The organism is Jatrophihabitans sp. GAS493, from assembly GCF_900230215.1.
In the GTDB taxonomy this organism is placed as follows: domain Bacteria; phylum Actinomycetota; class Actinomycetes; order Mycobacteriales; family Jatrophihabitantaceae; genus MT45.
Genome location: NZ_LT907982.1, coordinates 4,587,387 through 4,609,758, shown reverse-complemented (window position 1 = coordinate 4,609,758; position 22,372 = coordinate 4,587,387). Strand labels below are relative to the sequence as shown.

Below are 22,372 nucleotides of genomic sequence, written 5' to 3'. Positions count from 1 at the left end.
GTTGAGCGTACGAGTGTCGGTTTGGATGTGTACGCGCAGTCGGCGGTGGCGTGTGGCGTCGCATCCCGGCCGCCCACACGCCACCGCCCTGGCCTGGGCGCGCGCGGTGTTGATCGCCGTCGATATCGGCCAGACAGTCACATCACCGTGAGGAGCGCCGGGTTAGTTCTGAGCAGTTGCATTTGCCCCTAATCGCGCATTGCAGTCTCAGTGCGCTCCGCAATGCACTGAGCGTTGCGTGACGGCTCCCTGTCACCCGTGCACGTTGACGATCCACGTCGCCGGCGCGCCTGGATCGCTCCAGTGAGCCGACGCCACCAGGCCACCCTGGCCATTGTCGGTCAGAAAGTTGCCTCCGAACGATTGGAACTTCAAGAAGCCAAAGACGCCCTGACCCCACCACTGCTCTTCGAGTGCGAGGTTGGGGTCGCCACATGGTGCCGTTGAAACCGCTGTCGTTTGGCCGTCCGGTGGCGTACCGGTCATTGCGAGGCAGGCGCCGGTGCCCGCGTTCTGAAGCAGATAGACCTGCGGTCCGGCCGCCCAGGGTGTGGGCTCGATCTGCCAGTTCTGAGTGTTGGATCCGTTGCACGGTGCGAGCCAGGCACCTCCGCCTGAGCCGGTGTCAATGCACGCACCGGTTGTTGAGACGCTAATCGGCGTCGAGTAGCCGTCGGCCAGGGCCGAACCGGCACTGGCGACCAACCCCGCGCCAACCGCGAGTGCGACGAGTATGGCGACGAGCGCCCTGACTCGCAGGGGTAGGGCAAGCGTTCGTCTGAGAATCCGTCTGTACATTCGAGCCTCCATCTGAATTGAACATGGCAAACAGCGTGCTACTCACGGTTGGCACCATCCGCTTGGTTCATTGAGCCCGAAGCCGGATGGATCAGGCGGACCGGCATCGGCTGTCGCCAGTTCGTTGAACCAGCGGCGAGCGGGTGGGCGTGTCTAGTGGTGTCGGCTGCGGTCGGTTCATGCGTCTGAATCCAAGGAGCAGAGTGCCCAAGAGTCGCAAGCGCAGGAGAGGTGATGGCCGTCCGGTACGCCGCAGGCACCAGGCAGGCCAACTGGATCAAGCAGCCTCGCTCGCTCAGTCCGAGCCGGCCGCGCCGCCGCCCGCGGTGCCTGGCGTCCGACGAGCGCATCAATTCATTGGTGATGGCGTCCGACGGCAGGCTGAGGACGAGGTCGTGCGACTGACCAATGAATTTCGTGTTGCGCGCGGTCTTAGTCCATTGGTGCCCAGTGAACTCTTGCGTCAGGCCGCCCGGGACCATAGCAGCGAGATGGCGATGCGGCGTTTCTTCGGACACGTCGATGCCCTCGGGCGGACACCGTTCGATCGGATGCGGGAGCACGGCTACCCGCTCCCGGCGGCCGAGAACATCGCTCATGGCCAGCTCACCCCGGCCTCGGCGGTTGAGGCGTGGATCCGAAGCCCTGGGCACCTGGCCAATCTTTTGCTGCCTACCGCTGTTTCTCTTGGTGTTGGCCTCCACAACTACTACTGGACGCAGAACTTCGGATATTGATGTGTGCCGGACAGCTTCGCCCACAGGTAAATCTCAAGGTCGCGAACGGTTGACTGATAGCTGGATCTCCGGCACACTCTGCGCATGTTGTCTAGTCCAATGTGGACTAGACCAATACCCTTCAGTGGAGTCGTCATGAGGCCACAGGTCCTGAAGAAGTCGTTCGCATTGCTGAGTATGACCACCGCCGTCGCGGCCGGACTGGTCGCTCTGAGCGGTCAGGATGCACGGGCGTCCGCTATGCCGACTCAGAACGGGGACGCTGCATCTGATTCGTCCGTACTCCTCTTTGATGCGGCTGGCCTGCAATCTCGCACGCTGGAAAGTCTCGAAAAGAGAGGAGCATTGCCGGCCTATGCTCGGCTCCAGCGCGAGGGAGTATCTGCTGAATCCGGAATCACCACTGCGGTTCCGGCGGCGACTGGACCGGATGTAGATGCACTCACGACCGGAGCGTGGCCCGCGCGAACAGGCACAACAGGCGACACCTACTTCGACACGCGTTCAGCGTTCAGTTCATCGCTCTCATCGACAGCTACCGCGGTGACGGCAGGACCCGCAGCCGGCGCGGACGAGGCCGAATCGCTGGCCGCGTCGGCCGAAGGTGCCGGACGCCTGGTTGCCCAACTTGATTGGCCGGGCGGTCTTGCGGCGGGGATTGCCGGACCGACGGTCGATCGTGCAACCTCGTACTCACAAGCGGGCGTGGTGCAGACCCCGGCCGAACCGACACGTGAAACGGAGGTCCGCGCTGCTGGCTTCGGATACCAGGCGGCCACCATCGAGGCAGCAACCGGATGGAGTCATGTGCCATCCAGCCGCCGACCGGCCCTGCAATCGACCTTCAGTATCGAGACGACTTCATCGGCCGTGAACCCAAACCGCGACTTCGATTTGTTTATCTACGCAACCTCGAGGCGCGGGTACGACCGGGTGCTGATCGTCCCTGCGTCCGCCGGGAAGGATGGCGTCAACGCGGTGGCCACTCTGTCCCCAGGGAACTTCGCGCCCATTCGGCTCTCGGGTGACAACTCGCTGACCGGAATCGCCGCCGGAGCAGCCGCCGGATTCTATGTGAAGCTGACCACCTTGAGCCCGGATGTATCGCACTTCGGCCTCTACTACACGCCAATCAGTCGGGCTAACGCACAGTGCTTTACGGCGGCTTGTAATGCACTGCCGACTAGCTCGCAGTGGGGCGGCCGATTCGCCAACTACCTGGCCGAGAACTTGCCGCCCGCTGTGTACGGGGACGCGGCAGCCTTGCAGGCCGGAGTCATCGACGAGCGCACTTGGTACGAACAGACCAGCCTTCTCAGTGGGGCCTACGAGCGAGCCGTTGACTCCTATGTCCTGGGCAAGTTGCAACCACATACGAATGTCGTCCTCGCCGGAACTGACGTCATAAGTCAGACGAACGGCGAACTGTTGGCCTTGCTGACCCCAACTACAGCGGGTGATGTCGCCAATCCCTTCTTTGACCGATTCGCAGGCTCCGGGCGGCGGGATCATCTCACCCGGCAGCGCCAATCGATGCTTGAGGGTGCGTACCGAAACGCAGATCATGAAATAAGCACGCTGCAAGGCCTGCTAGGTACGAATACCGACGTGGTCGCCACGAGCGACCATGCCGTCGCACCGGCTTGGCGCGCGGTCGATCCCGCGCTGCCGCTGGTGCACCTCGGCCTGCAAGATACAGAGCAATCGGCGAACTGCCAGCCTGCGGCGGTCGGTTCCAGTCTGGCGAAAGCCTGCTCCACCGGGGCGACGACCCAGATCTATCTCGAACTGGCCGGGCGTGACCCGGACGGAACGGTAGCAGCGACCGACTACTCGGCTACCGTCTCGAAGATCGTCAACGCATACCGTGACCTGGTTGACCCGACGACCGGCCAGCGCATCGTGCAGGCGGTCTATACCAAGTCTGATCTGGCCAATCTGCCCGGGACGGGCGGGGCGAACCCCACTCGCAGTGGAGACGTTACGGTCATTCTACGTCCGCCCTACACCTTCACCGGTGCAACGGCCGGAACACAGATCAGCACGATACGTCCGGTGGCTGAGGACGGTTACCTGCCTGGGCCAGACAAAGCGGGAGGCAAGCAGGCGGCAGCCCCGGTCTTCCTCGCCGCTGGACCGGGCATTGATCACCACGGTCGCGCCGCGTCGGTGCAGCAGGTCGATGTGGCGCCGACTCTGGCCGTCCTCGGCGGATTTGATCCACCGCTGCAGACCCAAGGGCATGTGTTGACCAGCATCCTCCAAGATGGTGATCGCTATGTTCAAGCTCAACTGTTGGCCGTGAACGACCTGCACGGCAACATCACCGGGAATGGATTGACGTACAGCGATCCGTACACCGGTGTAAAGGACGCGGCGGGAGGAATAGCCGCACTGGCCGGCGACCTTGAACGAGCCCGCTCAGAGAACCCGAACACCGTTACGGTCGAGGCGGGTGACATGGTGGGTGGCAGTCCGCCCGAGACCGCACTCCTGCGCGACAAGCCGACCTTGGACGCCATGAACCTCATGGGGTTCGATATCGGCACTCTTGGAAACCACGAGTTCGACCGCGGCGTGAAGGAACTTCAACTGCAGATCAATGGGGGCACCTCGACCGTGGACCCGTCGATCGATTTCAACAAACTGGACTACCCCGTGGTCGACGCGAATGTCATCAGCGACGCGACGGGGCAGCCCTTGCTTCCGCCGTACCTCGTGAAGCGCGTTGCCGGCGTACCGATCGGCTTCATCGGAGCCACCACCATCTTTACGCCAACCGTGACGACCACCGACGCTACAGCCGGTGTTCACTTCACGGATGAGGTCACCGCCATCAACGGCTCTGTCGCCGCACTGGAGAAGCAGGGCGTGCACACCTTCGTCGTGATAATCCACGAGGGCGGTACGCAGACTAGCTTCCCGGTCGGCGTGGTGAGTGATCGCATCAACTCGATCGCCGCCCACCTCGATCCGGCGGTGAAACTGGTCGTCTCCGGACACACTCACACGACGGTCAGCACACGGGTGGGTCAGGCACTCGTCGTGCAGGCGTCTTCGTACGGTCGGGCGTTCGATCAGGTGCAACTGCTGCTGGACCGCAAGACCGAGACGATCAAGGCGACCTGGGGGGCCATCGTGCCGGTCTGGCGCTCGAGCATCCCTCAGTCCACCGATCCGGACGCGCCAGCCGTTCCAATTGACCAACAGGTGCAGGCGATCGTCGACAACGCCGTAGCGACCACCAACCCCATCACTCAGCGCCTGATAAATACCGCCAGCACCGATATCCCTTCCCAACGCGAGAACGGGCAGAGCGCGGCGGGTGAGTCCCCGGCCGGTGACCTTATCGCCGATGCGCAGCGCGCCTACGCCGGAACGCAGCTTGCCTTCGTCAACACCGGCAGCATCCGCTCGGGGTTCACCGCGGGCCCGGTGACCTTCGGCAGTCTGTATACCGCGCAGCCCTTCCAGGACAACTATGTTGACACCTTCGAACTGACGGGGGCGCAGGTCTGGGCGGTGCTCGCACAGCAGTTGGCAACCGGAACCGGGGGGATCATGCAGGTCTCCGGGCTGCACTTCGCCTACACCGGAACCCAGGGAAGTGGCTCAATCACCGGGGTGTGGCTCGGTAAGGCCGGCGATGATTCAAACCCCATTCCCAACGACGGCTCACAGACCTACACTGCTACAGCCAACTCCTTTGCCGCAAACGGAGGCGACGGGTTTACCGTCTTGAAGGGCGCGTCGAACGTGGTCCAACAGGTTCAGCCGGTGCTCACCGCGCTCGTCGACTTTGTGAGTAAGCAGCCGGACCCGTTTACCTACTCGATAGACGGACGCATCGTAAAGAACTGACGTATCCCGTCCCCCTCACGCGCGCCGCTAGTCCTGCCGCTGCCCGGCGGCAGGATTAGCGGCGCCGTCGTGTCTACAGCGCGTCGATTTGCTGCGTTGAACTTACTGGGCCGTGGCATACGTGGGTACGAGGACATCGTCTGTTCTTCTACCACGGAGGTCGCTATGAATCTCGTGTCTCTACGACGGTCGTTGGGGGGATTGTCGCTTCGCGCGAAAGCCTTCATCGCCGTCCTCGTAGCACTGGCTATGGGGGCGGCGCTCTTCGCTCGTGCCGGTGCTGCCCGCGCCGACGACATCTCGACGATCCGGGTAGTAACGACTGGCGCCTGTCTCGATACCGCAACAGGTTACGACACGCTCAGCCTGGACGCTCCTGTCTTTCTCGCTCCGTGCAATGGGGCGAATACCCAGAACTGGCGATTCATTGGATCACCTTGGTCCGGGGAAGACATCTCACCAGCCGTGCTGATCCAGAACGCGGCCACTGGCTACTGTTTGGTCGCCCATGGAGGTGGAATCAGACAGGTGTCGTCGACCAATTGCGGAGACTTCCCTGAGTTCGACCAGGAGTTCACACCGGTGTTCGGCCTGCAGTTCGCCTTCAAGGAAGGCGGATATCTTACCGACGACGGCCGAGGCGGGCTGATGGTCAACACTAATGGAGAAAACCCAGGCCCACCGGCGACCTGGTTCATGCCGGGAAAGGAGGATCCCGTCCCACAGGACGGCGAATCTACCGGGCTGTCGGACCCTTTGAGTGGCGGCTTCACTCCGCTGTCACCGGCGATCATCCCGCCGGCATCATGACATAGTCCGGCGACAACCTGCAGACTGGCGCAAGCCGGATGGCAAGCATGAACCGCCGCGGCCGAGGGATCGGAGCGCTTGCCGGAGCTGGGCCCGCGAATCGCACTCGAAGGGTGGTGGCGTGTCGTCATATCTCGCTTACTCTGAACCAAGTCGCAGGTTTGAACGTAATGCTTGTGGCCGCGTCTGCGAATCGTTGCGCGGTGGCAAGCGGGGGCGCAGGAGACTGCATGACATTCAGTTTGGGATCTGGATCAACGCGACGCGCACGCCGTGCGATTCGAGAGCACGCGTCTGGTGAGGCGCTGGTGGTCACCCTCTACGCCGAGTATGGGCGCGCTTTGCTGGGCTATTCGTACCGGTTGTGTCGTGATCAGCAGCGGGCTGAGGACATCGTTCAGGAGACACTCCTGCGCGCCTGGCGTCATGGCGACAACCTCTCGGCCGAACGTGGTTCGGTGCGTGCCTGGCTGTTCACGGTCGCGAACAATGTGTGGATAGACATGGTGCGGGCTAAGCGAGCACGTCCGGTCGAGGTGGACGGCGAGCTCGCCGACGCTGCCGGCAGGGTTGAGCGGCTGGGCGACCCTGTTCAGGAACTCGATGACAAGCTCGTCGTGGAGAAGGCGCTGGCATTGCTATCAGTCGAGCATCGCGCCGTGCTGGTCGAGGTCTACTTGAAGGACAAGTCGGCCCAAGAGGCTGGACTGACGCTAGGAATTCCGGCCGGGACCGTCAAATCCCGCACTTACTACGCACTCCGGGCGCTGCGCGGGACGCTCGGGCAGGGGCAGGAGATAACTGCATGAACGAAATCGACTTCCGGCCGCAGCTTGGTGCGTACGTCTGCGGCCTCCTCGACGAGGATGAACAGCGGGCGGTGGCTGTCCACTTGACCAGCTGCGGTGAGTGTCGACGGGAGGTGGCGGATCTGATCGATGTGACCCGTCGCCTGGACCGGCTGAAAGGAGATGCGGACGTGACGGAGCCCGGTTCCAGCGGCATCGACGGCATGAATTTCGATCAGCTCGAGGCTGAAGGCGCGCAACTGGAGAACGACCTGATCCTGCCCCGAACGCTGGCCGCGCTACGTTCGCAGCGAGCGCACACACGACGACGGCGTGTGCTCGGTGTCGCCGCTGCCGCCGCGGTGCTCGTTGTCGGCGGCGGTATCGCCGGGGGTGAAGTCAACTCCCATCGCCACGTGGCGTCAGCGGAAATTGCTGCTGGGCCCGGTTCACAGACGCGTACGGCTCACGATCTCGTGAGCGGTGTGTCAATCGTCGCGACGCTCACCCCCGAACACGGATTCTCACGCGTCAACGCGCTCGTTGCCGATGAGCCAGGCAATGCGCATTGCGAGCTCATCGCGGTATCCCGAAGCGGCGAGCAGCAGGTTGTGAGCAGCTGGGCGGTTGCGCCAGGTGGGAGCGGATCACGCGGCACCCAAGTCGAGGGGTCGGCGGCGATTCCACTTAGCGACGTTGGGCAACTGCAGGTTCGTACGCTCTTTGGCACTCACATCGTTACTGTCGTTATCTAGATTCGACGTGACCCGATCAGCGGGTCGCCTCGAGCTTGTCCGTCACGGGTTCTAGCCACCCGGCACGCCTGGCTAGGCCAGTGCGAGGAGAACAAGCAGCGGGACAAGACCGCAGGCGACGAGACTCTGCAGCGAATCGATCCGACTTGGGGACAAGCGGCATTGGGCAGGGCGCTTGACAAGATCGGTTGAACCGGAACGGCCCATTGTCCGTAACGCTTTCGACCGGTTCGATGAGAACTCCCTTCTTGATAAGGACAATGCAGATGCTATTCAGGTCGTTTACAGGCAAGTCCATGCTTATCTCCGCACTCGGCGCAGCCGTAGTAGTCGCATCCTCGGTCGGGGTTTCGATGGCGGCCAGCCAAGCCAGCACGAATGCCGGCCACCGCACTGGACCTGGCCAGAGGCCGTTGACCCGGCTCAGTACCCTCCCTGTGGCCGCTGGCGAGTCAGCCGCGAGTGATAGGCATTCCGGTCGTCGTGATACTCAGCGTCGTGTGGTGTTGGGGGCGCAGCCGGTTGGGGCGGTTCGTGTGGGGGTTGATGAGGGTCGGGTTTCGGTGCGGGTGGATGTGTCGGGTTTGACGCCGGGTTCGGTGCATACTGCGCAGATCGTGGGTGCGGGTAGTACTCGCCCGATTGTGCGGTTGCAGACTGTGACTGCGGATGGGAGTGGTCAGGTGCATGGGACTGTTGAGGGTGTGGACACGCTCGCTGGTCCGTTGCCGGCGGGTGCTCGTTTCCTGTTGCGCCTGGGGTTGTATGGCGGTGACAGTCACATCAATGCGGTGGCGGCCGAACCTATCGCTTTCTCCGGAGATCTGACGGGCGCACCGTTGGGCAGCAGCTTCGGTCTGCACCCGGTGAGCGTCGATCCGAATGGCAACTCGACCGGGATGCTGGCCGGCAGCGCGGCGTTCCGTTACGACCCGGCTGCGCAGACGGTGACGGTGACCGTCAACGCGACGGGTCTGACTCCGGGGCAGCACGCTGCGCATATCCATTCCGGCAGTTGCGTCGATCAGGGTGCACCGATTTACATGCTCGCTGATCTCACCGCGGACCAGAACGGCAACATCGTGGACCAGACACGCACCATCACCGGTGTCACGAGCCCACCGGCCACCGGCTGGTATCTCAACCTCCACCAGGGCGACAGCAACTCCATCCTCGTCAACGGCCAACCCGCCCTCAGCTTCCGCCCTCTCCTCTGCACCAACCTCCCCGCTACCGCAACCATGCGCGGCACGACCCCGAAGCAAGGATCAAGCATGCCCTCAGGTATGGCGTCGAGTCCCTCGAGCCAAGCACCGACCTCGAGCCCATCGAGCCCGAGCCCGTCTGACCCCACGATCTCAAGTCGTGTGGTGTTGGGGGCGCAGCCGGTTGGGACGGTTCGTGTGGGGGTTGATGAGGGTCGGGTTTCGGTGCGGGTGGATGTGTCGGGTTTGACGCCGGGTTCGGTGCATACTGCGCAGATCGTGGGTGCGGGTAGTACTCGTCCGATTGTGCGGTTGCAGACTGTGACTGCGGATGGGAGTGGTCAGGTGCATGGGACTGTTGAGGGTGTGGACACGCTCGCTGGTCCGTTGCCGGCGGGTGCTCGTTTCCTGTTGCGCCTGGGGTTGTATGGCGGTGACAGTCACATCAATGCGGTGGCGGCCGAACCTATCGCTTTCTCCGGAGATCTGACGGGCGCACCGTTGGGCAGCAGCTTCGGTCTGCACCCGGTGAGCGTCGATCCGAATGGCAACTCGACCGGGATGCTGGCCGGCAGTGCGGCGTTCCGTTACGACCCGGCTGCGCAGACGGTGACGGTGACCGTCAACGCGACGGGTCTGACTCCGGGGCAGCACGCTGCGCATATCCATTCCGGCAGTTGCGTCGATCAGGGTGCACCGATTTACATGCTCGCTGATCTCACCGCGGACCAGAACGGCAACATCGTGGACCAGACACGCACCATCACCGGTGTCACGAGCCCACCGGCCACCGGCTGGTATCTCAACCTCCACCAGGGCGACAGCAACTCCATCCTCGTCAACGGCCAACCCGCCCTCAGCTTCCGCCCCCTCCTCTGCACCAACCTCCCCACTACCGGTGGCGCGGCATAACGCTCCCGCTAAGTCGGGTGCAGTCGATACCTCGGCGAGACGTGATCCGTCCGCTATGCGTGAACACCCTTGAGCACTCTGAAGGAGATCGTCATGTCAAACGTTGGCCAGCAGACAGCAGGTGCCATTCCGCTGAGCATTGCTGCGCAACATCTGTACGACGCTGAATGCGCACTGCATATCGCGCACCAAACACGCGTCGACACCTGGATCGCGGCGGCCAGCGACAGACTCCACGAAGCCGATGTCGAATATCAGCACGCTATCGGCCAGAGCGGGTAGTCGCTCAGTTCGGTACCCGACGTAAGTGTCGGAATGACCCGGCAAACCCTGGTCGCCACCCAGTCTGTAGAGACCATCAACTAAGGCGAGGCCCTGAGTATCGGGCTTTGCATGCCGACCTCGCGCCCAGAACCGGACCGATTCCTCCATTGACGCGGTGAACTATGGATTCCATGGCGAGCTCGCCAACGTTGCAGCCGAGCGTAGTTCGAGGGGTCGCCACGGCGAAGCGTCGACTGCAGCTGACGGCAATGGTGGCGTCGTGCCCGGTCCGGTGCGGGTTACTGGTGCCAGCGTGAACGGCCAGCCCGATCGGACGCTGCGGGCCGAACGCCGCCGAGCAGCACCCGAACTTGTATGACGGACCGACCCTGCATCGACGACAACGCCGTCCCCGCTCGACACAGCCGAACCCGGTCCTTTGTCGTCCAAGCGATCTTTACCAACCGCCGCGCCTCATCCGGATCAAGATCACGAAAAAGATCTCAGGCTTCATCGCCATGCCACGTCACCCCGTGCACAGCCTCAAACTCCCAAACCAGATCACGAAGCGCGACACGCGAGGACCACCTCACACCAACCGGACGTTGCACTAGCGGCCGTCATCTGGATCGGTTCGGGTCACACCATCCGTTGAACCGCTTCGGGCAGATCAGGCGTGGACAAGACATGGATCAGGCACAGCGCGGGCCGGATATCAGGTCGGAACTCGGCGAGTATCGCGAGGTCGTGCTCTTCGGCGACCGTATCGCATACCGTCAGCTTGGCGAGCGCGGTCCTGTGGTGGTTCTGTTGCACGGTTTGGGCGGCGACGGCCGAAGCTGGGATAGGGCGCTAGCGCATCTTGTCGACTGCGCAGTAGATGGAGGCATGACGATCGTGGTCCCTGATCTGTTGGGCCACGGGCGATCCGCTAAACCACGTACCGACTACTCTCCCGGAGTGCATGCCAATGTCGTGCGCGACCTTCTTGACGAGCTTGGATTCCAACAGGCGACCTTCATTGGCCACTCTCTCGGTGGGGGTATTGCTCTCCAGTTCGCGTATCAGTACCCGTCGCGGTGTGAAGCGCTAGTCCTTGTCGCCAGCGGTGGCCTCGGCGGAGATGTCTCCGGACTTCTCAGAGCCGCCTCTGCGCCGGGTGCAGGAATTATCCTGCGCGCGCTTGCGAACCGGTCTGTCCTGCCGCATATCGTCAGGGCAGTTGGTGGCGTGCTCAATCGACAACTCCCAATCCTGAAGGATGTTGAAGACGCCGACCATGTCTGGCACTCGATGCGTGAGAGCGACACACGCGCGGCATTCTTGGCCACGCTGCGCGCCGTCGTCGACGGCGGCGGCCAACGAGTCTCTGCCCTAAGGCGGCTTACGGAATCCGCCATACCTACTTTGTTCATCTGGGGTGATCGGGACCAGGTGATACCGATACGACATGGGGAAGAGGCGCAGTCGCGAGTTCCGGGAAGTGAATTGGTCATCTTTCCAGGTGCGGGACACTCGCCTCATCGCCACGATTCCGCGCGCTTCGCGAAGGTGGTCCAGGCGTTCGTCCATGAGGTCAAGCGCCGGAGGCACCAGCGAGTTCAGAATGTCGGTGCCCCTGACGAGATAGTCCACGAGAGAGGAACCCGTTCGTGCGAGCTTGTTGACGTTCGATGATCGCGAGAGGTATTGCGCGATCGTCGCTAACGTCGACGGGCCGCCCCACGATGTGGAGAAGATGTCGGCCTCGTACGAGGCGATCTACCGGTGGGGCCACTCCAAGACGGTCGGTGAAACCGCGCAAGGCGTTGATCGTGCTGCGTTTCGGCCGGCCAGCTGGCGCGCTCAGGGGCGAGCGGGCCACCTTCGCCAGATATTTCCGAGCCGAACTGGATCGAGGACCGGCCCGCCGAAGCGGACCGACCAGACAATTCCGGATACACGGAGCCCGATGATCTGCACGCCGTTGGTCGCGGTCTGTGGGCGGTTTCTTCGTGTCGAGCGATCTCGATTCCTTGTCGCCGGTCTGTGCGAGCCTGCGCCGCCGCCACGCGAACCATGACCCTCGAAGTGTTGCGCGGTCACAAAGACAACGTAGTTTGATCAGGGCAGAGAGTTCAATCCGCCAGTACTTTATGACGAAATCGGCGTGGGACGGTGGTGATGCTCTTCAACACCCCCGTGCTGAAGAGCACCACCACTGTCCCACGCAGTGGGTGGTGTTTAGGTGGGGGGTAGTACTTCTAGTGCGTCGCCGATTGGTCGTTGTCCGGTGGTGTCGGAGGGTGTGTTGATGACTTGTCCGTTGATGACGGTGGTGGTGGATCCGCCGCCGTCGAGGTTCATTGCTTGTTGGAGGCCGAGTGATTTGGCGACGTTGGCTTCTTCGGTGATGGAGAGGCCGAGGCTGTTGGTGCTGCGTCCGTCGGCGGTGATGAGGAGGGTGCGGCCTTGGCAGTCGATGCCGACGAGGGTGCGTGGGTTTCGTTTGTGGGCCCAGCCGTAGTAGTAGTTGGGTTGTCCGGGGTGGACGGCGCCGTCTTGGGCGGGGGTGGTGTGGATTTGGCCGGGTTGGATGAGTAGTGGTGATCCGTTGATGATGGTTTCGTCGGGGGTGAGGTGTAGTGGTCGGCCGTTTTCGGTGAAGAGTGTGCTGTCGATTCGTAGTGTGGTGTTGTGTTGGGCGAGTGTGGTTAGTGCTGTGGCGTCGTCGCCGATTGCTTGGATGGTTCGGCCGCCGGCGGGGATGGTGGTTACGCGGGTGTTGTTGATTGACACGATCCGGCCGGTTGCGTCGAGTACGACCTCGGTTCCGGGTCCGGTTGGTGTTGTTGTGGCGTAGGAGTTGTCGAAAGCGACGATTTCGGATGCTTTGGTGCAGGTGATGTCTTGTTGGGGTTGGGAGGTGGGGGTGTCGCCGGGTTCGCCGCAGTTGCGGATGAGTCCGGGGACCCGGTTGAGGCCGGAGAGGGTGAGGGTGTTGTGGTGGGCGCCTTGGAGGGTGCCGTGCCACCAGAGGCGGGCGATTTCGCTTCGGCCGGTGTTGGCGTGGACGATGAATGCGGGTCGGCCGTTGGTGGCTTCGCGTTCGATGATGCCGTGGTAGACGGCGACGCCTGCGGGGTCGCCGGGGGCGAGGGCGAAGGTGGGTTCGCGGTTGTAGAGGTTGGGGCCGTAGTCGCCGACGAGTTGGCCGGTGAAGGTGTGGGGGTCGATGGAGATGACGTCAAGGTTCCATGGGCCTTGGGATGGGGCGCTGCCGGCGTCGTCGTCCCAGCCGGTGTAGACCGCGGAGCCGCTGAGGCCGGTCGCTTTCACTGCGGTGAGGGTGGTCGCGGCGTCGGCGGCGGTGGCGAATGTGCTGACGCGGGTGCGGTAGCCCAATAGTCCGCCGGTGTCGGCGGTCTGGGGTGTGTTCACGGCTTCGACTCGTGGGGTCAGTGCGGCGGCGGTGAGGGTGGCCGCGGATTGGTTGGCTTCGGTCTGGTCGGTGATGGCCAGTTTCGGGGCGTCGGGGTCGGGGTTCGGGTCGGCGCTGTAGACCTCGATGGTCCAGGCGTCGGTGGTGTCGGGGACGCCGCGGTGGATGGTGGTCAGGGTGACCCCGGGCTGCAGGGTGATCGTGGTCCGGGTCTCGGGGAGGTTGTCCGCGCCGCGCCCAGGGACAGGACGGCACCCACACCCGAATGACGGGGCCAGTGGGCGGGCTGCGAGCCGAACGCGGGCGACGCGCCCACGGCCAGCCCACCGAAAATCAAAACGGTTGAAGCCAGAGCGGCCGTGCCACGCCGCGTGAAGGTGGAAGTCATGCGTAGCTTCTACCACCCGCAATTGGTCTGGACAACTACTCACCACCATTCATCCAAATCTCCTCTGGCTGGCCAGCAGACAGAGGTTGAGCCCGAGCGGCATCGGGCCACACGGAAGGGGGCGGCCCGTTCTTCACGCTAGTTCGTGTCGCGAGCCCCGGTGCTCGGAATTCGATCTATCCCCCGAATGCTGAACAAATATCGGAAACCGGCTTCGTAGCGCCTGCCCGTCAACACCTGGCTCGACCTCGTCAGGACGAGGTCGAGCCACTCTCAGCTTCGGCGGCCAGGAGATCTGAAATCGCGTCGTGGAGCTTTCGGTTTGCCGCATCGACCCAGGCATCAACGTGCGTCTGGTGGGCTACGTGCAGTGCGCACTCGGCATCGAAGAGCTTATGTGCGGCCAGTTCGACTCGCTCGGTTTGGTCTGATTCCGTAGTCATAGTCATTTGCTGCTCCTTCTTGGGTACTTGCTACACGCCGGCTGAGGACGTCTTGGTTCACCTACTCGGCGACTGAGCGCACGGTAACCGAGAATCAATAAGTGCTGGACGAGCGTGGCGTGCTAGTTGGCCGCATGCTCTACTCACCGGCCCAGGGCGCTCCTCGGTCGTGACGCCGAGTGGGCGCCGCGGCGGTGAAGTGCCTCGAGCGGCTGAATGGCTGGTGTAGTAGGGGAATCCCCACCCCAGCAACGGGGGAGGGCACTCTGAAGCCGTAGGCCCTACCCCGCCGAAATTGGTCTAGCAATTCGTGAAGCTCGATGCATGACCACTGATGAAGCGTGTGAAACCCCTTTCAACATCGAGGGCCGCATTCGAGATCTCTTTGATCAGCATCGGCAGCCACTGTTGGACTACACCACGCGACTCACTCGAGGCGACGCGGCTTGGGCCGAGGATGTCGTCCAGGACACCTTCATTCGCGCATGGCGGCACCTGGATCGGCTGACTCCGGAGTTGGGCTCGGTGCGGGGTTGGCTGATGCGTGTCGCACACAATCGCGTCATGGACGGGTATCGGGCCGCACGCACCCGTCCGGTGACAATCGACTTTGACGAGTCTCACGGCAGCCCGGTCGAGGACAGCAGCGAAGATGTGCTGCGCAAGTCGGTGGTGACGAACATGCTTGACCAACTGCCCGCGCTGCATCGGGAGGCGATCGTAGCGACGATCCTCAGCGATCGGACCATGGCCCAGGCCGCGGATCTGCTCGGAGTTCCGGAGGGGACGATCAAGAGCCGTGTCTTTTACGCACTTCGTATGCTGCGGTCTGCTCCGGGCAGCGACGAAACCCAATTGATTGCCTGAGGTCGTTCCCGTCGTGGTACATGAATCCACTCAGGCGGGTGTAACTCGACATTGGCTGACTTGGCAAGACACCTGTATCACCGCCCCGGCCCGCCCCCCGAACTGGACGTGCCCCTACCTGAGTGTCCGGCTCTCCATCCGAACCCCGACCCGAAAGGTCCCCCGCTGCCGGAGTTGAGCGCTGCGCGGTATCGAGGCGGGGAAGGCCCATTACGCGATCAGCTGGATGTGTCGGCTGCTCAACGTCCCACGCTCAAGCTATTGCGCGTGGGTGAACGGGGTCGAACCCCCAGTCAGGCCGGCGGCGGGATTTGGCGGAGCAGGTTCAGCGGGTGTTTGATGCGTCGCGGGGGACGTCGGGGTGCCGGCGGGTTACAGCTCGGCTCAACCGCGACGGTGATCGATTTGGCGACCCGGATGGTCCTCGGGTGGCAACTCGCCCCGCATATGCGGACCAGCCTGATCGTCGACGCGCAGGACATGGCGATCACCAGCGGCCCGGGGCAGGCCCGGTGGGGTGTTCCACTCCGATAGAATCCGGTCAGTACACGGCGAGGAATTCTCCATATATTGTCAGCGGATAGTCATCTCCCGCAGTGCCGGGCGAACGGGGTGTGCTGGGGACAACGCGGTCGCTCATCTCGTTCTTCGCACCGACATCCAGCTGTCAACGGCTACCTGCGCCCGCGCCGCGACCGGTTGGTTTGGGGAGCGAGGTAGACGGAGCGGAGATTGAGTTGCCCGTACGCTGGCGTTTCGTCAGGCTACTATTGACTCTAGGGCGCCAGAACGAACACTTGCCGCCGGAGGGTGGGGGAGAAGCCCAGGCAAGAGCGTGAAAGGTGGCCAGGCCGGCTCGCTGGGCAGCGGGATCGACTGACTCACTCCGTTGGCGGCGCGGGCGGAGGCGATCCGGCGCAGGCGCGTCTCAGCGCGCTCCCGCCGACGCTCGTCGAGTCTCCCACCCGACGTCTCGGCAAGGAGGATGCGGGCCGGAGATGTCGAACGGTCAACCGCCATGACCTCGAAGGTGGTGTTTGGCAGGAAGATCACTTGAGCCGGTTGATCGGCATCGACCAGGCCGTCGAGCCTGCGCCCGGTTGCCGACCAGATGATGCACTCTGTCGGGCCAGTGAGTGGGGTATTCGGATCGACAACGGCTCGCATTGGCGCTGGTTCGACCAGCACCTCTCCGGGCTCGTATGCAGCTGCGGCGTCGATACCTTCTGGCATTCCGAGCAGGACCGGTCCGGTCAGGGATGGCAGTCGATGTAGGCCGGCCACCAGCCAGCGAAGCGTCGAGCGTTCAGACTCCGGAACCATTCCGGCCCTGATCGCATCCGTGAGTCCGAGGTCGGCCCCGGAGGCGAAGAGCCGAACAACCGCCAGGTCAGCTGAGGTCTCCTCGCCGCGACCGTGCCCACGCAGTCCAGGGCGCTCGGAGAGTAGCTGCGTCACGAAATTGGTCGCTGCATCGAACTGCCATCCGAACCGGCGTCGCAGTTCATGTACGTCATCAACCTCACTGGGGTCGGCGAATGGTGACTTCCACGGCGTGCAGCGGGCAAACGCCGAGAGTCTGGCCTGCGGCATGGCGGCGACTAGCGTGTCGGGAAGCGCCTGCTCCATAGACGCCTCAGCTGATGTTTCGGCGGGCACGGGGAGCCATTCGTTCTTGATCTCATCAGTGGTCTCAACGTCGGCGGGTGGCAGTTCGGCCGGGTGGACGCTGATGGGCGGAACCCCGACGTCGTCGTAGTCGTCGTCGTAGTAGTAGTCATCGTCTTCTTCATAGTCTTCTTCATAGTCATCGTCGTAGTGGTCGGTGTCGTACGAGTCGGTGTCGTACAAGTGGGTGTCATTGTCCGTTTCGTAGTCGATGGCAGCGACAGCCTCATCTATATCGGTGGGGACGTCCTCGTTCTCGCCGATAGGCGGGTTCGGCTCGCCGATCGGTCCGGTGCGAGCCGGGCTGGCTGTTCGGGTCAGCGGGGCTGGTGGAACAGGGCTCGCTATGGTCACGGCGGTTGGGGTCATTGGCCTGGACGGGAGCATGGGCGAAGCGGAATCGCCAGCAATTGCCTGCGCATTCTGTCGGCCAGAGGCCCTCGATCGGGCCGTGGCCGTCGCTGGTGCTGGACCATGGGGACGGATCGGTGACTCGCGCGGTGCCGTGACCGCTTCCCCCTCAGGTGCGGGGACCGCAGCCAGGCCCGGACCTCCATCGGGCCCCGATGGAGCGATTGGGCCTTCTTCACGAACGCCCATTTGATGGGCGAACTCGCGGAGCTGAGCACTCTGATGCGCGCTGCGGGAGATCAGGTCAATGCGACGTCGGTCGTCGGTTGGCAGTCGATCGAGCAGTGTGGCAACTGCCTGCAGCACCTGCGTCGGAATTGGATCCGTACTCCCGGCCGCTGGCGCGATCGCCAGTTCGATGCGATCCGCTCGTATGGGACGGTGGCGAGCACTCGCGTCGACTGCGCCTTGCATCGGTCGAACGAACATACCTGAGGCGATCACTTCGAGGGCCCAGCCATCGGCGATCTCGTAGACGCCGTGGTCGGCCTCGGCTAGGTCCGCCACCGGTGATGTCCAGATGTACGGCTGCGGATCATGTCCGCGGCGGTAGCGGCTGATGGTGACATAGGGCCGCCAGGTGGGTGTGCCGGTGTCGTCGTAGGCGACGAATTCGACCATGGAGCGCTGAGTCTCAACGGGCAGGACGTGCGCGGCGAGGATTGAACCGATCGACCAGTCGGCTATTTGCTGCGCCAGCGACATGCCCTCGGCCAGCGGGCCATAGGGCAGCAGCAGTGCTCGGCTTCGCAATGCCGAGGGAAGACCATCAATGACTTCACACACCTCCTGTGGGGAGGGGCTGACCTCACCCGGTCGCCCGACGAGAAGCGCGATGTACCGGTCCGACTGTGGCACCCAATAGGCATAATCCGCTGCGTAGTCGGCGTCCGTCTCGGTGGTAGCACCGACCGTCTGCGAAGATCGCAGCCAGAGCCCGGCGGGCAGGGACGTGACGGAAACTCGTTCGGTGCCCAGAGAACGCAGGTCAGGCGCGAGCAGATCCTGCCACTCCGGTGCCGGAAACCGCGGCCCCTCCCGGCCGGCGGGTCGTCCGCCGACGAACTGACGCCAAGCTCCTGAGGGACCGGTGCAGAACATCTGGCCGCGGCGTGGCAGCATCAGCGGACCTTCGGGCGCCAGTACGTCGACATCTAGCCGTAAGGAGAGCTCGGCCGCGAAGGCGAACGTCCCCGGTTTGGCGTTGCCGGTATTGCTGAGCAGGAGTCTGATCGCCCCCCGGCGCCCCACGGACCCGAGTGGTAGTTGACGGGAAAGAGCGGCCAAAACTCGAGGGGACAGCTGCAGAAGGTCGTCCAATGCGGCTGGATCGACGACCAGTGGAACACGCCCGTTCTCGACTGGGATACCGTCGGCCGGCCTGACCCGCTCCAGAAAGTCAGTGTTGTTGTGTACGACCACGCAGTGCCCGACCCGTTCGATGATTGGCATCGCGTCGATCTCCGCATGGGCGCCCCCCGCATTCGGATAGATCATCGTCATGTGTCCTCCTCGTGTTCGTACTGGTCTGGTGGTGTGCGGACCCGGCATCAGAAGTCACGTGCGACGTCAGCTTCCGGTTCAGAGGTGCCGTTCTGCTGAGCTGACCGGTGGGATGACCCATCCGCTCGTCACCAGCCGTGTACCTGCTGTGCATGCCACCGTTGAAACCACTACGACACCACCGGGTTGCACGGTGCCGCCAAGGAGTTCGAGCGGACCGATGGTCGACGGTGCAGCCGGACGCGATGCCCTACACCGATTGGATGTGCTCTGGCCCGTCGCGACTCATCACGCGAGAGCTGCGCGCTTTGCCGGACTCGTTGGTCGGTGTGGCGCGGTCGGTCAGAGCAGTCCAGAACAGCCATCGGTGGGTCTGGATCTCCTCACAGACTCCGGCGATTGCGGCTGTGTGCCCAGCAAATCCCCCGATCAGCAAGGCACAACCGCGAACTACGAGAACCCGAGGGAACCGACAATGGACTCCGGATCGTCTAAGTCATCTGACTCCGTGTTGGCCGGCTACGCAGCCGCCGTGTCGACCGCCCATCAGATTCCCAATGGAGTGTGGCTCGTTCGCGGACGTCAGGCCGAACTACCTGACGCCCTTCTCGCCAGTGCACGGCAGTTCGATCGCTTCACGGTCGTCGTCGGAGCACCCGGTCAGTTGGGTCCACTCCCTGAGGAAGTTGTACATCTACTGCGCGGCTTTGAGCCTCGGCCCGACCTCGTCCTGCTGACTGCAATCGACGCCCAGCGCATCGCCGACCTGTTAGGCCAACCTATCCATGTGCGCTTCGGCTTACCCGGCGACAAGACAGCGTCGATGATTGACACGAACTGGAGCCGTACCTGGCAGGTCGTGGCGCTGGAGGCGGTGTATCGCCCTGGACATCCTCCGCAGGTTGAGCGTTGGACTGCTCCGGCTCCGGGGCTCACGATGCCGAGTCCGGCCAGTTATCGGCTGCTGGTCGGATGGCGGCTCGACGTGCTTCCGCGTGGCCTGCTGCTTCGGCCCGAGGGCGTTCCGGCCAGTTCGATCAGCTGGTCGGTTGGACCGCCAGACTCTGGGCATTTCGATATCGGTGTCTTCGGCCTGAGAAAGCATTCGCCGGACGGTCCGCTCACTGCCCTGCTCAGATTGTCTGCGCAGCTGCCTGAGGGGGCTCGGTCACGGCTTCGGGTCGTCGCTCTAGAGCACCAGTGCCGGTCGATCCTCGGGTCAGTTGGTCGGCTAGGGGGTCGCGGATGAGCTCTGTGTGGGGAAGCAGCAGGGCAGGGGAGCGTGCTGCACACCTGCGCCCTTTGCGTCGGACGGCAGGATCAGGATCCACCCAGCCGCAATCTTGTTGGGGTCGGTGAGGGCTCCTCCGTCGGGCTGCAGTCGACCCTTGTTGAACGCAACGATCTCTTGTAGTCGGTCGCCACTTGTCAGGAATCTCTGGGCAATTTCGTAGAGGTACTCGGGCTGACCGTGGTATCCGGTCTGCACGACGTAAAAAGTCGAGACTGGACCTGGACCTCGGGGGATTCCAGCCGCCGAGCTGGGGGACCTGCTGGCGCTGCGATCCGCGAGCTTCTCGTCACCTCTAGTGGCGTTGTGCAGCAGTAGGACGACGAGGGCTACGGCCAGTACGGCAACCAACCCGATCAGCAGCGCCGAGGACCGCCAGCTCGGGCGCTGCGCCAGCGCGGTGTCCGTTCCAGTGGCGACGAGAGCGTTTCGGACCGCCTCTGCTGACCCGTGGCGTGAGGCGGCGGCGCCTGGGCCGGTGGCGAGCTCCGCCGCGAACTCGGCGGCCCCCAGCGCGACAGCGGCATCGGTGACCAGCTCGACGGGGCAGTTGACCGCGTCCTGCACCGCTGTGAATAGCAACGGAATCCGGGCCGACCCGCCGACCAGCAGTACCGCTTCCAACTGCACATCTCCGGCGGACCGAATTGCCTCACCGAGCACTTGCAGTCCCGACCGAATGAGCGGCCTGATCAGATCCTCGAAGTCACCTCGCGAAAAACTCGACCCATTCTCCAACCGAACTTGCTCTGACTCACTCAGCTGATGTTTCAGCGCCCGCACGCGCTCAGCGTCCATGAGCGGAAACCGCTGGCTCAACGCTGCGTCAAATGCATCCCCGCCAACCCGATCCGATCCGACCGGTATCCCGACGACATCAGGAAGCTTCTCGCCGATCCCAGATCGAAGCACCGCCGCCTCCACGGCGCCTCCACCCAAGTCAAATACGGCAACGAAGCCAGTGCCCTCCAGGCCCTGACCGGCGAACCAGCGACGTGCCACCATCTGCGCGTCGCTGACCACCACGCAGCTACCAACTCCGGCTAGCACCGGAACATCGTCAAAGAGTTCCCGTCGAAATGTTCCCCACGTCACGGGGCAGGTCAGTACCACCTGCTCGGGGCGCTCTCCCACCACCCGCTCGACGACTCCTAGGCACTCGGCCAACAACGCGGACAACAAAGTCTCGGCCGAATAGGGCGCTGAATCGATGACTACCGGACTCGGATCGCCCAGACCACCCCGAAAATTTCGAGAGATCCGCGACGGGCGCTGGACGCCCGCTTGTACCGCAGCCTCGCCACAGAGCAGCGAGCCATGGTCGTTCACATATACGGCGACAGGAAGACTTGCTGCGATGACCTCCCCGCTACCAGTGCCGCGACTCACCGCCACCTTGCAACATGTCGAACCGATATCCACTCCAGCGGCGATCATTCGATCTCCCAATTCCCCGTGCTCGGCCGGTGATTCCGCGCCGGATTCCCTGTAGCTACGGGCAAGTGTAGTTTCATTTGGAAATCAGTTGCAGTGTGATTCCTTCGCTTGTGCCCGCCGGCATTTGGGGTCAAATTTCCGACCTTTGCTCACGACGGAGTGTCGCCTTCCGTGGCTTCGTCCTGCCTCCGGACGCTACGACTTCGGCGATCGTCGTCAGCGCGGTCATTGGCTCGCCGCTGTCGATGGCCATGCGCATCAAGAGCAGGCCGTCGTCTGGGATGCGCCTGGCTAGCTCGCTGACGGTCTGCCACAGATCCGCGGTCGAAGTCGGGCGCGGCCGGGGCTGTAGTTCGGTGACCCCGGGTTGGGCGACCGCTTGTTTAGCGGTTGTGGTCGCGCCGGTGGCGCACCACTCGAAACAGCCCGAGCATGAGATCCTCAGAACCGGGAGGCTACCGCGACGTCGATCCCGTCGGCAGCGAACTCACAGACCAGCCGGAACCCCATTTTGGGAGTACGTTCTCCCGAGCGAAGTAGGCGCCCGCACGCTTGAGGATCTCGGTTTCCATCTCCAGCGCCCGACTGCTGCGACGCAGCTCCACCAGCTCCCTACGCTCGTCGCTGCTGATGCCCTCCTTACGCCCGGACTCGACATCGTCGATCACCATCCAGCGACGCAAACATGACTCGCTAATCCCGAGTCCTTCGCGACGGACTCCTTCCCGAGACGATCGTTGCCTCAGAACAAGTGTCGGGGAAAGCGGGTCAGGCTCCGTGGGTTCATCGGGTTGGTGGGGGTGGGTGGTTGGT

The 22,372-nt window shown here is 63.4% G+C and carries 16 protein-coding genes and 1 pseudogene; 11 read left to right on the top strand and 6 right to left on the bottom strand.

The features are described 5' to 3' along the window. Window positions 1-252: 252 nt before the first annotated feature. On the bottom strand, window positions 253-798 hold the full coding sequence (locus CPH63_RS20855; protein WP_157749700.1) for a hypothetical protein: 546 nt from the start codon (window positions 796-798) through the stop codon (window positions 253-255). A 179-nt stretch (window positions 799-977) separates the two neighbouring features. Between CPH63_RS20855 and CPH63_RS23840 the strand changes: the two genes are divergently transcribed. From CPH63_RS23840 to CPH63_RS20815, 9 genes and pseudogenes are all read left to right on the top strand, one after another. Then, the gene (locus CPH63_RS23840) at window positions 978-1,535 is read left to right on the top strand and encodes a CAP domain-containing protein (protein ID WP_096304655.1); all 558 of its coding nucleotides are present in this window, start codon (window positions 978-980) and stop codon (window positions 1,533-1,535) included. An 84-nt stretch (window positions 1,536-1,619) separates the two neighbouring features. Beyond that, window positions 1,620-5,396, top strand: a complete 3,777-nt coding sequence (locus tag CPH63_RS20845; RefSeq protein ID WP_096304654.1) for a 5'-nucleotidase C-terminal domain-containing protein — start codon at window positions 1,620-1,622, stop codon at window positions 5,394-5,396. 165 nt (window positions 5,397-5,561) lie between these two features. After that, on the top strand, window positions 5,562-6,206 hold the full coding sequence (locus tag CPH63_RS20840) for a hypothetical protein (RefSeq protein WP_157749699.1): 645 nt from the start codon (window positions 5,562-5,564) through the stop codon (window positions 6,204-6,206). 308 nt (window positions 6,207-6,514) lie between these two features. Next, complete coding sequence (locus CPH63_RS20835) at window positions 6,515-7,015, top strand: sigma-70 family RNA polymerase sigma factor (RefSeq protein ID WP_241895751.1); 501 nt, start codon at window positions 6,515-6,517, stop codon at window positions 7,013-7,015. Further along, window positions 7,012-7,110, top strand: a pseudogene (locus CPH63_RS23835) (anti-sigma factor); the annotation flags it as partial. The gene CPH63_RS20835 and the pseudogene CPH63_RS23835, both read left to right, overlap by 4 nt. Window positions 7,111-7,128: 18 nt before the next feature. Beyond that, window positions 7,129-7,749 (top strand): hypothetical protein, encoded by a 621-nt coding sequence (locus CPH63_RS20830; RefSeq protein WP_157749698.1) that lies wholly within the window; start codon window positions 7,129-7,131, stop codon window positions 7,747-7,749. Window positions 7,750-8,432: 683 nt separating this feature from the next. Next, window positions 8,433-9,866 (top strand): CHRD domain-containing protein, encoded by a 1,434-nt coding sequence (locus CPH63_RS20825; RefSeq protein ID WP_172892255.1) that lies wholly within the window; start codon window positions 8,433-8,435, stop codon window positions 9,864-9,866. 93 nt (window positions 9,867-9,959) lie between these two features. Continuing rightward, window positions 9,960-10,148: a hypothetical protein gene (locus CPH63_RS20820; RefSeq protein ID WP_157749697.1), complete on the top strand. Its 189-nt coding sequence runs from the start codon at window positions 9,960-9,962 to the stop codon at window positions 10,146-10,148. A 669-nt stretch (window positions 10,149-10,817) separates the two neighbouring features. Further along, window positions 10,818-11,807, top strand: coding sequence for an alpha/beta fold hydrolase (locus CPH63_RS20815; RefSeq protein ID WP_096304648.1), 990 nt, complete (start codon window positions 10,818-10,820; stop codon window positions 11,805-11,807). A gap of 546 nt (window positions 11,808-12,353) precedes the next feature. Here CPH63_RS20815 and CPH63_RS20810 read toward each other — a convergent pair. Next, a complete protein-coding gene (locus CPH63_RS20810; protein ID WP_096304647.1) occupies window positions 12,354-13,955 on the bottom strand; it encodes a phosphodiester glycosidase family protein in 1,602 nt (533 codons plus the stop codon). 235 nt (window positions 13,956-14,190) lie between these two features. Continuing rightward, window positions 14,191-14,388 carry a hypothetical protein gene (locus CPH63_RS22495; protein WP_157749696.1) on the bottom strand — a complete coding sequence of 66 codons (198 nt, stop codon included), beginning with the start codon at window positions 14,386-14,388 and terminating at the stop codon, window positions 14,191-14,193. A gap of 318 nt (window positions 14,389-14,706) precedes the next feature. On the opposite strand from CPH63_RS22495, the gene CPH63_RS20805 reads away from it, so the two are divergent. Both CPH63_RS20805 and CPH63_RS22490 read left to right on the top strand, forming a co-directional pair. Continuing rightward, on the top strand, window positions 14,707-15,249 hold the full coding sequence (locus CPH63_RS20805; RefSeq protein ID WP_096304646.1) for a sigma-70 family RNA polymerase sigma factor: 543 nt from the start codon (window positions 14,707-14,709) through the stop codon (window positions 15,247-15,249). Window positions 15,250-15,588: 339 nt separating this feature from the next. Further along, a complete protein-coding gene (locus tag CPH63_RS22490) occupies window positions 15,589-15,783 on the top strand; it encodes a hypothetical protein (RefSeq protein ID WP_157749695.1) in 195 nt (64 codons plus the stop codon). Between the two features lie 225 nt (window positions 15,784-16,008). Here CPH63_RS22490 and CPH63_RS20800 read toward each other — a convergent pair whose 3' ends face one another. The 3 genes from CPH63_RS20800 to CPH63_RS20785 form a co-directional block, all read right to left on the bottom strand. Then, window positions 16,009-18,831: a hypothetical protein gene (locus CPH63_RS20800; protein ID WP_096304645.1), complete on the bottom strand. Its 2,823-nt coding sequence runs from the start codon at window positions 18,829-18,831 to the stop codon at window positions 16,009-16,011. 1,231 nt (window positions 18,832-20,062) lie between these two features. Beyond that, the gene (locus tag CPH63_RS20790) at window positions 20,063-21,511 is read right to left on the bottom strand and encodes an Hsp70 family protein (protein ID WP_172892254.1); all 1,449 of its coding nucleotides are present in this window, start codon (window positions 21,509-21,511) and stop codon (window positions 20,063-20,065) included. 503 nt (window positions 21,512-22,014) lie between these two features. Further along, window positions 22,015-22,230, bottom strand: coding sequence for a hypothetical protein (locus tag CPH63_RS20785; RefSeq protein WP_096304642.1), 216 nt, complete (start codon window positions 22,228-22,230; stop codon window positions 22,015-22,017). Between the last annotated feature and the right edge of the window lie 142 nt (window positions 22,231-22,372).

Bases quoted from the DNA above. Each gene is read 5' to 3' on its own strand.
- CPH63_RS20820 (WP_157749697.1), top strand. From the start codon at position 9,960: ATGTCAAACGTTGGCCAGCAGACAGCAGGTGCCATTCCGCTGAGCATT.
- CPH63_RS22490 (WP_157749695.1), top strand. From the start codon at position 15,589: ATGCGTCGCGGGGGACGTCGGGGTGCCGGCGGGTTACAGCTCGGCTCA.
- CPH63_RS20815 (WP_096304648.1), top strand. From the start codon at position 10,818: ATGGATCAGGCACAGCGCGGGCCGGATATCAGGTCGGAACTCGGCGAG.
- CPH63_RS20805 (WP_096304646.1), top strand. From the start codon at position 14,707: ATGACCACTGATGAAGCGTGTGAAACCCCTTTCAACATCGAGGGCCGC.
- CPH63_RS20840 (WP_157749699.1), top strand. From the start codon at position 5,562: ATGAATCTCGTGTCTCTACGACGGTCGTTGGGGGGATTGTCGCTTCGC.
- CPH63_RS20800 (WP_096304645.1), bottom strand. From the start codon at position 18,831: ATGACGATGATCTATCCGAATGCGGGGGGCGCCCATGCGGAGATCGAC.
- CPH63_RS20785 (WP_096304642.1), bottom strand. From the start codon at position 22,230: ATGGTGATCGACGATGTCGAGTCCGGGCGTAAGGAGGGCATCAGCAGC.
- CPH63_RS20845 (WP_096304654.1), top strand. From the start codon at position 1,620: ATGTTGTCTAGTCCAATGTGGACTAGACCAATACCCTTCAGTGGAGTC.
- CPH63_RS23840 (WP_096304655.1), top strand. From the start codon at position 978: ATGCGTCTGAATCCAAGGAGCAGAGTGCCCAAGAGTCGCAAGCGCAGG.
- CPH63_RS22495 (WP_157749696.1), bottom strand. From the start codon at position 14,388: ATGACTATGACTACGGAATCAGACCAAACCGAGCGAGTCGAACTGGCC.
- CPH63_RS20855 (WP_157749700.1), bottom strand. From the start codon at position 798: ATGTACAGACGGATTCTCAGACGAACGCTTGCCCTACCCCTGCGAGTC.